This is a genomic window from Nostoc sp. 'Lobaria pulmonaria (5183) cyanobiont', from assembly GCF_002949795.1.
Taxonomy (GTDB): domain Bacteria; phylum Cyanobacteriota; class Cyanobacteriia; order Cyanobacteriales; family Nostocaceae; genus Nostoc.
Genome location: NZ_CP026692.1, coordinates 3,024,086 through 3,040,903, shown reverse-complemented (window position 1 = coordinate 3,040,903; position 16,818 = coordinate 3,024,086). Strand labels below are relative to the sequence as shown.

The 16,818-nt window shown below is 42.1% G+C and carries 11 protein-coding genes and 1 pseudogene; 3 read left to right on the top strand and 9 right to left on the bottom strand.

Features of this window, described 5'->3' with window-relative positions; all coding sequences use genetic code 11:
• The first annotated feature begins 49 nt into the window (after nucleotides 1-49).
• On the top strand, nucleotides 50-1,870 hold the full coding sequence (locus tag NLP_RS13155) for an ABC transporter ATP-binding protein (protein ID WP_104906781.1): 1,821 nt from the start codon (nucleotides 50-52) through the stop codon (nucleotides 1,868-1,870).
• Between the two features lie 322 nt (nucleotides 1,871-2,192).
• On the opposite strand, the gene NLP_RS13150 is transcribed toward NLP_RS13155, so the two are convergent.
• Complete coding sequence (locus NLP_RS13150; protein ID WP_104906780.1) at nucleotides 2,193-3,149, bottom strand: hypothetical protein; 957 nt, start codon at nucleotides 3,147-3,149, stop codon at nucleotides 2,193-2,195.
• 135 nt (nucleotides 3,150-3,284) lie between these two features.
• Nucleotides 3,285-3,521, bottom strand: a complete 237-nt coding sequence (locus NLP_RS33110; RefSeq protein WP_158680362.1) for a hypothetical protein — start codon at nucleotides 3,519-3,521, stop codon at nucleotides 3,285-3,287.
• A 137-nt stretch (nucleotides 3,522-3,658) separates the two neighbouring features.
• On the opposite strand from NLP_RS33110, the gene NLP_RS13145 reads away from it, so the two are divergent.
• A complete protein-coding gene (locus NLP_RS13145; protein ID WP_104906779.1) occupies nucleotides 3,659-5,761 on the top strand; it encodes a M3 family metallopeptidase in 2,103 nt (700 codons plus the stop codon).
• Nucleotides 5,762-5,839: 78 nt separating this feature from the next.
• On the opposite strand, the pseudogene NLP_RS13140 reads toward NLP_RS13145, so the two are convergent.
• A pseudogene (locus NLP_RS13140) lies at nucleotides 5,840-6,328 on the bottom strand (DUF928 domain-containing protein); the annotation flags it as partial.
• Nucleotides 6,329-6,586: 258 nt separating this feature from the next.
• Here NLP_RS13140 and NLP_RS13135 point away from each other — a divergent pair.
• Nucleotides 6,587-7,702, top strand: coding sequence for a transposase (locus NLP_RS13135; protein WP_104906701.1), 1,116 nt, complete (start codon nucleotides 6,587-6,589; stop codon nucleotides 7,700-7,702).
• Here the strand turns inward: NLP_RS13135 and NLP_RS13130 are convergent.
• The 6 genes from NLP_RS13130 to NLP_RS13100 form a co-directional block, all read right to left on the bottom strand.
• Nucleotides 7,652-8,002 (bottom strand): hypothetical protein, encoded by a 351-nt coding sequence (locus tag NLP_RS13130; RefSeq protein WP_234017309.1) that lies wholly within the window; start codon nucleotides 8,000-8,002, stop codon nucleotides 7,652-7,654. The two genes, NLP_RS13135 and NLP_RS13130, sit on opposite strands and share 51 nt — an antisense overlap.
• A 48-nt stretch (nucleotides 8,003-8,050) precedes the next feature.
• A complete protein-coding gene (locus NLP_RS13125; RefSeq protein ID WP_104906777.1) occupies nucleotides 8,051-10,417 on the bottom strand; it encodes a CHASE2 domain-containing protein in 2,367 nt (788 codons plus the stop codon).
• 176 nt (nucleotides 10,418-10,593) lie between these two features.
• Nucleotides 10,594-11,562: a DUF1822 family protein gene (locus tag NLP_RS13120; RefSeq protein WP_104906776.1), complete on the bottom strand. Its 969-nt coding sequence runs from the start codon at nucleotides 11,560-11,562 to the stop codon at nucleotides 10,594-10,596.
• A 293-nt stretch (nucleotides 11,563-11,855) separates the two neighbouring features.
• Nucleotides 11,856-14,579: a CHAT domain-containing protein gene (locus tag NLP_RS13110; protein WP_442946651.1), complete on the bottom strand. Its 2,724-nt coding sequence runs from the start codon at nucleotides 14,577-14,579 to the stop codon at nucleotides 11,856-11,858.
• A 450-nt stretch (nucleotides 14,580-15,029) separates the two neighbouring features.
• A complete protein-coding gene (locus NLP_RS13105; protein ID WP_104906774.1) occupies nucleotides 15,030-15,680 on the bottom strand; it encodes a hypothetical protein in 651 nt (216 codons plus the stop codon).
• A gap of 362 nt (nucleotides 15,681-16,042) precedes the next feature.
• Nucleotides 16,043-16,471 carry a DUF4363 domain-containing protein gene (locus NLP_RS13100; RefSeq protein ID WP_104906773.1) on the bottom strand — a complete coding sequence of 143 codons (429 nt, stop codon included), beginning with the start codon at nucleotides 16,469-16,471 and terminating at the stop codon, nucleotides 16,043-16,045.
• Nucleotides 16,472-16,818: the final 347 nt, after the last annotated feature.

Genomic DNA, 16,818 nt, shown 5'->3' with positions numbered 1-16,818 from the left:
TAGTATACAAATTCCAAGTTTACGATCGCGCTCTTGGACGGTGTGCATCATGGCCAAATTTCAAGATATTGTCAATTACTTTCGCTCTGATTGGAAGCTGAGTGTTTTTAGTATCGCAGCATCCGGCATTTACGAAATTATTGATTTGGTTGTTCCTTATGCGATCGGGCAGATTTTAAACATTTTGTCTGGTCAAGCTTTGGATAAACCACTTCAAAGTGCGATCGCAACTTTTTCTGACATCACCAATTATCCAGTTACTAAAACTCTATCTTTGAGTGTATTACTGGGTTTAATTTTCGTTGTCACCGTAGTGAGAGCGCCAACACAGCCCTGGTTAACTGGTTGGTTTCACTGGGATATAACTTTCAGGTCGCGTCGAAAGAAAACCGAAGCAGCCATCGCCAAAATTCTTACTCTACCACTGGAATTTTATGACGAAAATAACCCCGGACGCATCGCCGGAAGAGTAGCTAGAGGTGTTGAGAACCACGCTTGGGCGTATCCCGAAATCGCCGGACAGTTGATTCCTAAACTGGTTCGTGTACTGGGAATTTTTGTGTTTATTTTGGTGATTGAGTGGCGAATTGCGATTTTATATCTAATTTCCTTTGTAATTATTCTCAGCTTCAGCTTGAAGGATTTACAGCAATTGATTAGGTATGAAAGTCGTCTGAATAAATATGCAGAGAATACCGAAAGCCACAATTCTGAACTGATCACCAATATCAAAACGGTGAAAGCATTTGCTACAGAAGCTAGGGAACTGAAACGGCAAAAGCAACGTCTAGATCGTGAATTAATAGTGGTTGATTATCGCATCCACAAAGGTTATGTGAAACTGGGTACTTGGCAAAGGACTGTAATTCAGTTTTGTGTGTTTACAATTCTGGGTTTGACTTTAGCAGCAACAGTAGACGGTAGAATTTCTCTCGGTCACTTTATCATGACCTTAACTCTTTCCAGCATGGCTTATGCCGAATTAGAACCTATTACTAACTTGGCAGAAGTTTTCGCCCGTCGTTACTCTTCCATGCTGCGGTTTCACGAATTTCTCCAAGAGCCAACTGCATCTGATTCAGATAGTCTTTTAGAAGAGAGCAGCCAGACAGAATCACCTTATAAATTTACTGGAAAAGTTGAGTTGTCACACGTCAGTTTTGGATATGATGCCAACCATCAAGTTTTGCAAGATATCAGCTTGTTGATTGAGCCATACCAAACAGTCGCATTAGTGGGGCGTTCCGGTTCTGGTAAGTCTACTTTAGTAAAATTACTGCTGCGATATTTTGAACCTCAAGCAGGTCAAATTCTGATTGATGGTCAAGATATTCGCACTTTGAATGTAGGTAAATATAGACGAAGGCTAGCGATCGTTCACCAAGAAGTAGACGTTTTCAACGGTACTATATTGGATAATCTGACTTATGGCAGACCAGATGCTAGTTTGGAGCAGGTTCAAGAAGCCTGTAGGATTGCCAGAGTCGATGAAGTAGTGCAGCATTTACCACAAGGTTATTACACCGTCGTGGGAGAACGAGGTGTCAGACTATCTGGAGGACAAAGACAACGCTTGGGAATTGCTAGGGCGTTGTTAGTGGAACCAGATGTACTGATTTTTGACGAAGCCACCTCTAGCTTAGATTATGAATCTGAGCGTTCAATTCAGCTAGCGATGCGATCGATTCAGGGCACTTGCACCACCATCGTTATTGCCCACCGTTTAAGCACAGTCAGGGAAGCTGATAAAATTGTCGTTCTAGAGCAAGGAAAGATTGTAGAAGTGGGTAGCCACAATGAACTCTTGCGTCACGAAGGTATTTACCGCCGCTTGCACTCTCTGCAAGAAACAGGAGAACTCCTGAGTTAGGGGATATACACCTTTTAGATTTTAAATTTTAGATTGACCACAGGATGAATTCGCTTGATTCAATCGACTTTATTCACAATAAAGTCGATTTTTTTCTAAACATATCCAGAAATTAAATATGTGTTATCTAAAACCCTTTCGCGCCTATTCAGTAGTACAACTAATATTATCAAGTGGGGAATTTGCTCCTATTCCCCAAGAAAAACCTTAGCCATCGAAATTCGTTTTACGCGCTTGGATGAAACGTGATAAGTAAAGTAAATAATTCATTGCCTACTGCTGGAATACTAATCACTAATCGAATTCTTCCAATCAGAAAAAACTAAGATTTGCTCTTATCGGCTTCTTTTTGTGCCGCCTCACTGTATTTTTTATAAAGTTGAGTACGAATCTTAGCTTCTTGATAACGGCTGTGGGTTTGTGGTACAGTACTCATTAAATCTGAAGCCCGTTGCCACTTAGCAGCGATCTCTAACCACTGAGTTGAGGTTGTAGCCGTTTTCCCAGATGCAGAAGCTTGATTGGCAATTCGCACAGATATTTGAAATGGATCGTCAGATGGCTCAGAAAAGCTATTGTTAGGAGAGCGAGATGGTGTTTGGGCTTTCCTGTGGTTAGTATTTTCTGTAGTTAAAGATTTGGAAGTTTCTGGTTGTATTAGATTTTTCAGTTTATTACCTAGCTGGGCATAAACAACCCAACTAAGCAACAACAGCGAGCATAAACCAGCTGCTGCTAATATCTTTGTTTTAGATTTATTTTTGGATTTTTCTTTGTTAATGAGTACTAAAGGACGAGAGACTTGAGTTTTAGGATAATTTGGTTTTCCTAATTCAGCTTGAGCTTCTGTGATATCTTTAATTAATTGCTTTACAATATTGGGCTGAATTAATGTAATTTCCTGCGACCAAAGCAATTGATTCTCGCGATCGCTATCTATTTCTTTTAACCACAGCAATTGTTGTTCTCGAACAATCCGACTGTTGATCTTGACGCGGCGAATGTGACGCGGGGCGATAGACTCAAGAATTTGCTGGATTTGTTCTACTAGGGGAGATTGCTCTAGTTGCTCTACTCTAGCTGCCTCGCAGAGAATTTGTAAGACACCATCAGAAAAAATGGCTCTAGTTCTGACACAAGACTGGGCTAGCTTTTCGTTCAATAGCTGAATAATCGCTGCAACGCTGCCTTGGTGAGCTTGCCAAGCGATATCGTTTATCCGGTCTACCACCTGAAATTTAGTGATAGCTCTTCCACCCTGACTGATTAACGTATTCATTAATTTAGGGACTCTTTTCTACTGACCTTGATCTTGTCTTCGATTTTACGAGTAAAAAGATGAGTTGCCAAATAATATCATAAATATGGAAATATGAAGCTTCCTTTTTGGTTTGGTAAGGACACTCGCTGACGCTCAGTTAATTTGTACGCTTCCCCGCCTTGAAAACGTGCAATTCTTGGGCTGAAACTGCGCTTTCCAGGCAACGCCCATGCTGACGGACTTAGCTGTTTGACATATTACACGCTCGTGTCTTTTGGCGATCGCCAAAAGGTCAGGTTGAGGTAGGTGAATGCACTCTGTTCCCGATGTGAAGCACCGACGATGTGCGATCGCAACTTCATAAACTAAACAAAATAGTCCTATCGGCATACTTTTGTGAGGAATTATCGTTTTTTTTACCTTTTTGCCACAATGGCAATACTAAATAGCACAGCGATCGTTACATTAGAAGATATATAAATAAAAATCAACAGTGATTTTTTTTCGTTCGCAGTTCACACAAAACCATGAGTGCAAGTACCATTATTTCCGATAATCCCTTACTCCAAGGCACTGGTTTACCCCCCTTTGCAGAAATTAAACCAGAACGAGTAGTACCAGCCTTTAATCAGTTGCTAGCAGAACTCGATCGGCAACTTGCCACCTTAGAGACTAGCGTACAGCCGACTTGGAGTGGTTTAGTAGAACCCTTAGAAAAGCTGACAGAACGGCTTACCTGGAGTTGGGGAGCGGTAAATCATTTAATGGGTGTTAAAAATAGCCCGGAACTGCGCGAAGCTCATGAAATCGTACAGCCACTAGTTGTACAATTTATCAACAAACTCGGTCAAAGCCAACCCATCTACAATGCTTTTAAGGCACTCCGTAGCAGTGATAGTTGGGCAACTTTAGAATTAGCCCAACAGCGCATTGTGGAAGCCGCCATTCGAGATGCAGAACTTTCTGGTGTTGGCTTAAAAGGAGAGGTAAGAGACCGTTTCAATGCCATTCAGATGGAGTTGGCAGAACTTTCTACTAAATTCTCTAATCATGTACTTGATGCTACGAAAGCCTTTAGCTTAACCCTGACAACAAAAGCCGAAATTGACGGTTTACCACCAAGTTTGGTGAGTTTAGCCGCCCAAGCTGCACGAGCAGCTGGAGAAGAGAACGCCACACCAGAAAATGGCCCTTGGCGTATTACTTTAGACTTTCCCAGTTACGGCCCTTTTATGCAGCACAGCACCCGTCGAGATTTGCGCCAAAAGCTCTACAAAGCTCATATCACCCGTGCTTCTAGTGGCGATTTAGATAATAACCCGTTAATTGTGCGTATTTTCGAGTTACGGCAAGAACTTGCAGATATACTTGGCTTTAAGAGTTTTGCCGAGTTGAGCCTTGCAAGTAAAATGGCTCCTAATGTTGAGGCAGTCGAAGCATTATTAGAAGAACTACGCCAGGCCAGTTATGATGCTGCTGTCAAAGACTTAAAAGAACTCCAAGCTTTTGCTGCATCTTATGGAGAAGAATATCAAGATTTAAAACATTGGGACATCAGCTTTTGGGCAGAACGCCAACGAGAAGTAAAATTTGCCTTTACCGCTGAAGAATTACGTCCCTACTTTCCCCTTCCCCAAGTGCTAGATGGCTTATTTGGACTTGTTAAGCGGTTATTTGGTGTTACAGTAACCCCTGCCGATGGTAAAGCCCCAGTATGGCATGAGGATGTGCGTTATTTTCAAATAGCCGATGAAACTGGTTCTCCCATCGCTTACTTCTACTTAGACCCCTATAGCCGTCCAGCAGAAAAACGCGGTGGTGCTTGGATGGATGTATGCATCAATCGTGCCAAAACTGAAAATGGTGCTGCCATCCAGTTGCCTGTGGCTTATTTGATATGCAACCAAACTCCTCCAGTAGATGGCAAGCCGAGTTTGATGACTTTCTATGAAGTAGAGACTTTGTTCCACGAGTTTGGTCATGGATTGCACCACATGCTCACCAAGGTTGACTATGCTGGAGCCGCAGGCATCAATAATGTGGAATGGGATGCAGTGGAACTGCCCAGTCAGTTTATGGAAAACTGGTGTTATGAGCGACCCACTTTGTTTGGCATGGCGAAACATTACGAAACTGGAGAAGCTCTACCAGAGCATTATTATCAAAAGCTGCTAGCGGCGCGTAATTATATGAGTGGTACTGGTATGTTACGGCAAATTCACCTTAGCAGTGTTGATTTAGAACTACACTACCGCTATCGTTCCGGTAGCAATGAAACTCCAGCAGATGTACGTCATCGTATAGCCAAGACTACTACTGTCTTACCACCACTTCCAGAAGATTCAGTATTATGTTCTTTTGGGCACATCTTTGAGGGTGGTTATGCAGCAGGTTACTACAGTTACAAATGGGCTGAAGTACTGAGTGCTGATGCTTTTGCCGCTTTTGAAGAAGCTGGGCTAGAAAATGAAGAAGCGATAAAAGCTACAGGTCGGCGTTATCGGGATACGGTGCTAGCACTCGGTGGTAGCAAGCATCCAATGGAGGTGTTTAAAACTTTCCGGGGTCGTGAACCAAGTACGATCGCTTTGCTTAGGCACAATGGTTTAGTGAGTGCTGCTGCAAACTAAACAACACCTCTGTAGAGATGTTGTATTGCAACGTCTCTACTATCAAATATTGGCTTAACTAAACATTATTTTCCTAGTTTAAGGTGTTCCTGGAAGAATGGGTTCTTCGGCAACATCATCTAAACGGATGCTACCTAATAAATTTCGCCACTCTGCTTTCTGTGCTGCATCTTGAGGATTTTTTTGACGTAGTTCAGCCAACGTCGTCAGCGCCTCGTACCATATCCCATTTTGGGCATAGATAGCATAGCGCTTTAGAGGTTCTGCCGTTTCTAGTTCTTTGACTGTTGCTTGACTGAGGTTAACTCGTTTTATTACCCCTTCAACAAAAGTTAGGGGAGCATTCTGTTGCTTGTCACAGTTAATGGTGAAAAACCAGCGGTATTGTTGACCTACTGCTAAAGTGGGAGCAGTGCTAGGCAAAGAAACGCGGACGATTCCGGGCTTATCCGGTAGAGCGATCGCTTTTTTGTATACCTCGTTATCGTCTAGATATTGCAGCACAAATTCAACTGTATATGGCGAATCTTTAGTATATGGCACATAGAAAAACCAACTTGGATGTTCTACTGTTGTTTGTGCCCAGACTCATATCTTGCACCTGATAAAAACTCTCAGTATTAGTCAATAACAAGAAAATAAAAGTAACATCTAAAAATTGAGCTTCTACGTTTTGCATTAGTATAATAAACTACATTTAGTATCAAAATATATACAAATGACATATACAAAGATGGGAATAATGTCATCTGCATAAAGATATTTTTATATGTTCGTAAAAAATGAGAGAAAAGGGCGTAGATAACATAAATAACAGCAAGAAATATGGAAACCATTCTTGCCCACGCCCATACCCTAATGTATACGATTCTGGCATTGATGCCTAGCCGTTATCAACGAGGCAACTTGGAAGCAATGTTAGGGCTGTTTCTAGCAGCAGACGGAAAACCTTTGCCACACTACAGTAAATCCAAATCTGAAAGTGCTTTAAGTAGATTTTTGAATACCTATAAATGGCCTACTCGCAAGCTAATTCGCCATCTTCGCCAACAGGCAATTGAGCAAGTTAACAGTCATTGTCCATTGGGAAGAAAAGCGTTTCTACAAGTAATAATTGACCTGACAACTTTAGAGAAATGTGGTCAATTTAAAGCATTTAAAAATCTAATAACCGTTTACAACGGGAAACGAGGCTTGCATATAGTAGTTTTATATTTGGTAGTTGGACAATGGCGTATACCCTGGAATTTTCGTGTCTGGAGAGGTAAAGGGACGGCTAGTCCGTCTCAAATAGCATTACGAATGGTACGTCATTTACCCAAAGATTTAACCAAACGATTTCGGGTAAAAATTCTCGCTGATACTGCTTTTGGTACTAAGGATTTTATCAACAATCTTCGGAAACTAAAATATCATGCTGTTATTGGTATTGGTTGTAATCGCAAGTTGGTTAATGGTTATCCAGTTAAACTTCTACATCGTCGAGGACAACAAGTCCGACTTGTTGGATTAGATTTCCCTGTTACTCTTTCTTGGTATTACTTCAAACGCGATAATGGTCAGTTTGTTAAAAGATATGTTATCTCTACACAACCTCTTAAAGCCAGTACTATTTCCTGGTGGGGTAAACGCCGTTGGAAAATTGAAGGTTGGTTTAAAACTGCTAAATATCGCTTTGGTTTAGATAGATTTGGACAAGGTACTCTTTTAGGAATTTATCGTTGGTTAGTCTTGTCTATTACTGCCTATTTATTAGCATATTGGACGTATCTTTCATCCTGTTTCCCTGATTCTTTAGACTGGGGTCAAGCTGCTTTCCTTGCACTATCTACTTTTTTACCTCATTTAGTCTTGTCTTTATTGCTACTAGACATTGAACGGCTTCGGCCCTTAGCACTTAGTCATGGAATTGACATTACTATTTCCAGGTGCAAGATATGAGCAGACATTAATTACAGAGTTAGCTTCCTGAGTAAAGGGTACTAAAGCAGTCAAGTCAATTTTAGGTGAAGGACATCCACTAGGCCCCCCGCGCTTTGCTCCACCACGAACACGACCTCCAGGAGGTGAGCCAGGTGGAATTGGAGGTTGAGTAAAAGTTGTGGCTTGAGCAAGGGTTGTTTTAGCGTCAGAGCGATTAGGAGTTGGTTTTGCCAGTATTGGAGTCAGGCTAACTAATAAACTTGTACAACTAAAAGCTACTACTAAAAACAGTTTTATCAGTTGTGAATTTAAATTCATAGAAACCTGACCTCATAGGATTTTAGATTTTAGATTGGACATTAGACATTAGTTATTCTGCTTTATCTCCTTTAGCTCCCGATTCCCCGCCCGGACTTTTATTTTTGAATGATTATAAATTGACATCAAACTCGCCATAGCTACAAGCGATAAAGCCGACGGTACAAAAGGTACCCAAGCACCTGAAATTAACAGACCCAAGCAAACTACATACAAAACGCTAGAAGTAACACCGATTGCCAATGCCAACCAGGGTAAGGAAAGCTTGCGCCAAACCAGGACTCCCCCAATCAAAGACCAGCCCCAAATCCAGGCGACCTCTGCCCACCATGACCAAGCTCGCAGCAACGGCCGCCCATCTTGGACTGCACCAAGGATCTGGCTGACCATGTGAGCTTGTACCAGTACTCCTGGCATTTGCTCATCTAAAGGAATGCCATAAGGTGTAGGCCAGGTGTCTGGAGAATCCCCCTTTGCAGTTACACCAATCAGAACAATCCGGTCTTTGATGGCGTTGGGGTTAATGGGACTAGATAAAAATTGCGTTAGCTTTACCTGTTCGGCTATTTCTTTTGAAGAACGATAGTTGAGTAAGATTTGACCGCCATTAGCATCAATATTTTGATAGCCATTAGTACGAGACTTCAGATTCGGAAAAATAGTTTTACCCAACTGCAAATTTCCTTCACGGGTGAACTTTGTTTGAACTCCTAAAGGGCGCAAATAAAGGGATGCTAGCTGTAAACTGAAGGAATATGGAGCAGAACACAATGATGTCGTCTCCTGATTCATGAACAGAAGATGTCGACGAATAACTCCATCGCGATCGTAAATAAAGTCACTGAATCCCAGATTTCCTGGGGGGATTTCTGGCGGTGGCTCAGTACCTTTAATTTTTTCTGTGCCATCGCTCCCCTTACATACGCCAACCAAGTTTTGAGTTTGCTGGAGACGAGTAATTAAATCTGGTTGTGTGGCTTTAAAATCACGGTAGATATCCAAGCCGATCGCACGGGGTTGGTATTGATTCAGTTTTGCTAAGAGTTTATTCAGAGATTTTTCGGAAATAGAAGCTCCGATCAAGGACTCGCCATTTTGTCTTTGAGTCGCCAGATCCTCATCGTCAATTGTGATTATTAACAGTCGGGGATCGAGTCCTTCTGCGGGACGCGATCGCATCATTAGGTCAAAGGCTTGAATCTCTGGATTTTCTAGCAATCCCAGCAATCTCACGCCACAAACCAAGACTGTAACTGCCAAGCTGGATAACAAAGTTCTTTTAAATCTGCGTCTGTTAGACAAAGGTAAATTTGCTTTATCTTCATCCTCAGATTTTGCAGACCTTAATTCATCCCAAGTCGGTGGTATCTGCGCCGGATTTTGGCAAATTACTGGTAGCCAAGTTGCACAAGGAAATCTATCCTCAAGTCCTTGCAAGCGTTCTCGCGCTTGGCGTACCGCTTGATATAAAGACTCGCCACCGGCAAAGCCTTGGAGAAAATACTTTAAAAACTCCTTCGCAACCTGATCTGGGACGGGTTCGCGCATGACAATCATTTGAGGAATTTGCAAATCAGCTAATTCTCGCGCCAAACCCAATCCATCACAGGAGTTGAATATAGCTAATTGCAAACCATTCTCAATAGCTTTTTTGAGAGCGTACTTTAACTCGCCAATGGTAAGACTATCAGTTCTATTTAGGTAAATTCGTCCGCTTTCTCCATTTTTCTGACTGGAACTGTGTCCAGCAAAGAAGAGAATATCCCAGTTTTTTCCCCAGAGATGCTCAGTCAAGTCCTTACGTTGTGGTTCTACCAAAAAGCTCACCTCTGCGTTACTACACTGTTGCAATAAAGCTTGATCGGCTTGGGTGTCAATCCCCTTACTATTGCCCACAATTGCCAAAATATTGACTAATTGATTAAGAGTGCGTGGCTTGTGAATGCGATCGTAGGATGGTGAAGAAAGGGCAATTTCAGCTTTGGGATAGCGTTCTAACAAGTCCCACAGATGCCAGGGTAATAGCTGCAATTGGCTATTTTCTGTTTGCAAAATCACCCTTACTTCGTCGCTGGACGATAATCTTTCTAACCATTTTTCCCTCAAAGGGCGAAACTCCTCTGCTCGCAGCCAGGTATTAAAGCGTGCCCGCAAAATATGAGAAGCGTTTTCGCAGTCTTGAACCATCGATACATTCGTCACCTGCATTTGGTCAGCATGGAGGCGATAACGATTGCCTATCTGCCGATAACTAGACTGCCAATGACTATAATAGAGCGGCATTTCCGGGAATGAAGGTAGCCTCCCGGTGATTTCGGTTGTAGCACGCTCGTGTTCTTCACCTATTTGGAGGGTGACAGCAAACCCCTGCTCAAAACTACCCTCTCCAAATTTGATCGCCACTAATTTACCCATAACCGTCGCTATCTCCCCATGCAATATCGTGCCCTGTTCTAATGTCCGATCACAAGCTTCACAAGCGTCTACAGATTTTTTTCAAAATCCCCAAAAGCTGGCTTGGATTTTTAATTTTTAATTAATGAATTATCACTTAATAAATTACCAACAAAGAAGGAAGATAGCTACATATTTCAAATTCGGAAATATTCGGTAATACTGGTATTATCCAAGGCTACCCTAACGCTAAATTGCTCTGTAGGTTCACCACGAAACTGCAACTGAATATAGTTGTCTAATTTTCTAGATTGAGCGTCGAGAAATATTGCTCCTGAACTATCTATAACAGTGAGATGAACTCCTGGTGGTAAGTAGATTTGATTTCCAGTGGCGTGCAATTGGAGATGAATACTAGTTTGTTGATCTTTTTCGGGGCTGATTTCCACAATCAACATCACAGGTTGGTTGAGAATTTGGATACCTAAATCAATCACTTTTGCCCGTTTAGTAATTGATTCTGGTTGTTTGAGAGTATCTAATTCCAAAGTTTCAATACTGCGAAAGGCATAAGTTGGCCTGAGTTCTGGCACGTTCCACAGCGATTCAATAGTCTCCCAGCCAGTCTCAAATATACCAGCAAACCACTGACTCAAATTCACTAATGAATTAACTGGGGATTGGCGCAGTTGCCAGATGTGGTCAATAAACGCTTCCAATGGTTGCAGTTGCGCTAAAGGCAGTGTTTCAGTTGCCACACTAGGGATAAAACCAAGCAGCCTTGCTTCTTCGAGCGATTCATCAAATTGAACTATTAAATAACCCACCCGTTCTTGCCAAGTTTCTGGAGGAATAGAACATATCTGCTGATGCAAAGGCACGGGGCGACACTCCAGACGGCCAATTGAGGGCAATTCTAAATCAGCTACATCCCCACAAAGGCGCATGATCGGGTTCCAACTGTCACTAGCTTGAAGATCGGTAGGAATATTCATCATCTGCAAGTAGTCATTCACCACCCATACAGCTAAAGTATTCAGCCGGACTTGCTCTGCTTTTTCAAGATTTGGCTGCTGGTTAGCAAATTGCTGGGCAGTTATGCGAGCTGTTTGGGAAATCGGCAATGTTAAAGCGAAATCATCTAGCTGATAGGTGGAGTTATTCATAAGTCAATTTATAGGGTTCAATGCTGCTATGTATATATCACCCGCATTCAATAAATTTATGCCACAAAATTGAATACTGGAAAAAGAGAATTGGGGACTGGGGATTAGGTAAAAATATCCCATCAAATTAAAATATTGTATATTCAAATGATCTGGGAGATAGAGCTTTTGAGTATTTATACTTCTATGAAGATAGCTTCAAGCTGCTAAAAGCGGCTTATCAACTAGCAGATAGTTTGGCAAATTTTGAGCGTACAATTTGAGCGATCAATTAGGAAGATTGGCTCGCCAAATCACAACCAATTACCAATCAATACATAGGCAGACCAAAAGCTTGGCGATCTGTAGTTGGGATGTTTCAGTAGTTTTAGCTGGGCACGGTGGACTGCTTCGGCTTTGGTGATTTTGCCACTCTTGAGTTCTCGATAGAAGGCACTAACAAACATTGCTGTTGATTCATCATCAATTTGCCACAGGGAAGCTATGGTACTACGTGCCCCAGCTCGGACAGCTGCTCCTGCTAGACCGAGTGCTGCACGGTTGTCTCCTGTTGCTGTCTGGCAAGCACTTAAGACTAATAATTCTACTACGGTTTTACCCTGACTGCGGAAGAGAGTATCAAAATCTTTGACATTGATCTGACCATCGAAATCTAAAATAAAAGTCTCTTCAAGGCGGGAACTAAACTGACCGTGGGTTGCCAAATGCACTATGTTGAATGAAGCACCACCAATTTCACTTTCCAAATTCTTTTTCTTAAAATCTCCATCAAGTAGGCTGGTTGTCGAAACTCCTGCTTTAGCAATACCGTCAAATTCAGATTTGATCGCTAGCAATGGTGCAAACTTGGAAAATCCTGGCGGCGGCTGAGTCAGTCCTGCGGTTAGTGCTCTCAGCTGCTGTTTTACCAGCGGTTTTGGGTCGAGGAGTTGTAGACCGACGCTCAGGGCGATCGCATATTTCTCTACCAAGTATTGTTTACCATCGTAGAGAGCTGCCATTGGTAAATTGCGTAATGGCCCATCTAAGACGAACACTAACGTATCAACACCACTTTTTTGCAATTGTGACTCAATGGGTTTAAGCAGCCAGTTGTAAACTTCTTGCGATTGGGTTTGGACGATCTTAGTAGCAGTTGGATCGACAAGATTTCTTCGCAGTTCTATTAAGAGTTTCTCTACTTCTTTTTGGGAAATTTTGGTACTGTAGCTTTGCAGAGGTTGTTTAGGAATTTTGACAATTACCTGGAGTTCGTCACGAAGAATAATTGGATAAAGGATGGCAGCCTTGGTATTATCTTTGTCTACTACTCGATCGAGGGCTACTCTCTGACCTTGCAGACAAGCTTCCTGAAAGAAGTCGTCTAATTCTGCTAGTTGGAGTGCTTCAATCCGCTGGCGTGCTTTCTCCAATATTTTTTCATTTGGTTTTCCTGTTTGAGATTGCAGCAGTAACTCTACTGACTGGCGGTAGACGGGTTCTACACTGTCCCGGAAGTCAAATTGCACATCCTGGTTCACGACATCTTTATTTACTACTAAATCTCTGCGGAGAGACTCAAGAGTGTCTACAGCAGCATCATAAGCCGCGATCGCACCATTAATATTTTTTTGTGCCCAAAGCAATCTACCTAACTGCCACTCCAAGCTATAGGTAATTTCTGGTGCATTGCTACTCTGTGCCAAAGCTAATCCTTGCCTGGTCAAGTCTTGCGCTTCTGACCACTGTCTGGTTTCTTCGTACAAGCCGCCTAAACTCTTCAGAGCATAAGCCTCTGCCCGCTTGTCCCCTAAACTGCGGGATTGCTGGATGGCACTAGCAAGTAACTTTGCTGAGTCTTTTGTACTGAATCCTGAGTAAAAACTCTGACTGGACGCTTGTAATACACCGCTCTTGACTTTTGCCAAACTTTGTGAAAAGTTAACCTGAGCATAAATACTCGCACGGCTGAGAGGGAGTTGGTCGAGGTAAGACTCAATCGACGGCAAAAGAGTTTGAACCTTTGCCCATTCTTTATCTTCAATCAGTAGGCCCAGGTGATTAAGTTGTGCTTGAACTTTTGTTAAAGGTGAGGGAGATGCTGCGACTGTTTGTTGATAATAGGCGATCGCCTGTTCCTTTTGGTTTTGTTTACGGGCATTATTTCCCAAGCTGAACAGACTAGCCCCAATATCAGCCCTTGATTGCAGATTTCGAGCAATTATCAGACTTTCTTCTAATGCTTTGCGTGACTTTTTCAAATCGCCCAATACCAAAAGGGCATCACCGAGCGATCGCAAACTCACTGTCTTTTCTATAGAATCGGGTTGAGATTTTAACGTCTGACTTATTCGATCGAGTGTTTTGAACGCTCGCGGGTAAAATCCTTGGGTGCGCCACGCCTGTGCTTGATTGATTAGCGATCGCACCACACCACTTTTATCATCTGCTTGTTTGTAAATTTCTTCTGTCTGCTGCCAAGTTGCCAAAGCCGCCTCAGACTGTCCCATTGCCAATTGCAGACGACCTTGAATATCTAGTGATTGGGCAAATATTGGCAGATTTTGGTTTTTATCCAGTCCTTGGAGTAAATTTAAGCTTTCTGTAATTGCCTGCTGCGCCTGACTCCATGTACCGAGTTGCTGGTAAGCTAGGGAAAGATTACTCAGTGTCACTGCTAGTGTGAGGTTCTCCCCTTGCTGCTTATATATTTGGACAGCCTGTTGTAACACTTCTACAGCTTTGGCAAATTTGCCAGTACTGTATAAAACTTTGCCCTGCTGTAGGAGTGAGGCGGCATCAGTGGGTACAGCCAGCGATGTCAGACTGTTTATTGGCAGTTGGGATGAAGAATTGATTGAGTTAGGAACTTTTGCTAGCACTGGTGAACCGACAATGCATAGCAAAGCGACCAAGAAGTACAAAGGCAAACGTAAAAAGTGAGCTAGGGGGGTGAGCCAGCGCGTCCTTGCGGTTTCCCGACCCCTGCTTTTAAACTTTAGAGAATTCGCACCAAAAATCCTAGTTGTTTTAGCCATAAGCATGACGAGAGGTAGGTGATAACCAGAAACACATAGGATCAACTATTAGGCTAACAGGGTAATGTTACCATTCCCATCCCTCACCAATCTTTGAGCTTTCACAATCTTCTTATTTATTGCGATCGCTGTGAAACTTGATTAGCAAAGTATAGTTAAAAAGCGAGCGCAAACCTTAAACAAAAACCCACCGAAATAGTGCTGAGTAAAAAGTAAAATTAACTAGTACACCACGGCGTAAATAGAGCAACCATTTAATATCCATAAAAAGCACATTCCATAAGACTTTTGACTTTTGACTTTTGACTTTTGACTTCCGCCTTGCGGTACTAGGCTTAGGCATAAAATTAATTCCGAGGAGTGAATACCTCAGCTGAAAGTGGGAAGATTCATCAGTACTACTTCTGACTCAGCACTGGCTCAACCCTAGCTATTCGCTATCAGCACCGATCATAATAATCCCTCCAATTCTGCAAACTTACGCAAACGCGGTAAACATTGGCGTTGATAAAAACTGCTTAACGTCGGAATTGACAACCCAAATTCCTCAGATAAATCTTTCCAGCTAACTTCTGGGGGTAAGCGTTTGAGAATTAACACCTGACAATTCACATCTGGACGTCCTTTAATGTAAGTACCGCGCAGTTCCCCATCCGAATCTGTCTTCGTCCATATCTCCAAGTCTTCCAAAATCGGAGGTGCTTGGGGGCTAGCCGGTAGGTTATCTACAGGATCGATAGTTTCACTTATTCCACCGAATGTAGACTGACGAATTCTCAGAGGGACTGTTGTGGCTTGTTCTCGGTTCTGGTTAAGGTAAAAGTCTTGTAGTCTCCGTTTTAGGTAAGCATTCAGCCAAGTGATCACACTGCCATAATTGGGATCGTAGGTTTGGCCTGTCAAACCTTCACAAACATTGCGACAGAAATACAACCAAGTTTGTTGTAGTGCGTCTTGATAGTAGGGAGTATGTTCCCTCCAGAGTCTACTTGCTGTCAAGCGAATAATTTGCGTGAGCAGCTTCTGACGCTGAGGGCTTCCAGGTTGGTGTCCACAGGCTTCTGTAACTAAGCGGCGTAGCTGTTCATCGAATTGAACCATGACAATCTTGGCGAAGAAAGCAAGAATATCTTAGTATTGCGTATAACAACACCCGAAGAATTACCTTTCCTTAAGATACTGAATCTTTTTTAAAAGGAAGTGGGCAACGGGCATATACTATTGGGAGATTTGAGGTTCTGAAGTAAATAGAACTTAGATTTGACACTCTCCGGGCTAAAGCGACGGAGATTTTTAAGACATCGAGCGCCTTAATATTCTGGTTGCTTGGGTTCTCAAACTCACCACGTTTGCTCATAGAGCTTGGTTATACACTCAATTTACCGCTTTTATTCCTACCCTATAAGTACATTCAGGGTAGGGAAGACAGCGATGCATTCAAAAACACTTGAATGCACATTTCCTTAAGATTTTGAAACAGCAGTAATCGTTTTTTCTAATGACTGCAATGTTGTCAATAATTTTTCTTTTTGGGGTTTAGAAGCTTTAAGTTCTTCTGTAACTCGATCCATATTTGTCTCTATAGTTTCATAATTATTAGGAGATTTAACTTTGATACCGTCTTCAACTTCTTTCCAAGCATCCTCAAATTGGTCAAATTCTTTTTTAGCTTGAACAAAGTTGCCAGATGTAACGGCGGCTTTAGTTTTAGATACGATAGTTAATAAACTACTATTACTTGTAGTGGATGTTGTCGCTGGGGCTGATGCTGCGCTAGCATTAGGAGTCACTGCTGGGGTAGTTTGGGTAGTAGGTTGTTCGGGACTGTTGCAGCCTACCAAAGCTAGCAAGCTGATACCTGCAACGCTCGACATTAGTTGAAAACGCTTCATTGTAAAACTCCTCGATTTATTATTAAGCTGTAATTGACAAAAGTGAATAGTCTGCTGTTTGCCAGCATTAATAGCAATATTTATGCGGCTAGTCTCTACTAGATAAATATATCACTTAACCTTATACTTATTTATAGAATAAGTTTGCAAAGTGGAAAAACATATATCAAAAACTCAAAGCCACAGGAGCAAAATATAATTTTATCAAAACTGTTTACGGACTTTGGTAGATGCGGCAGCTTCAGTCTTTTGAAAAGTTCAGCTAGGTTGTGAATAGACGTGATTTTTTGAAAAAACTTAACATAGGACGGAAAATTGACTATTTTTTTATATAATAGATAACAATT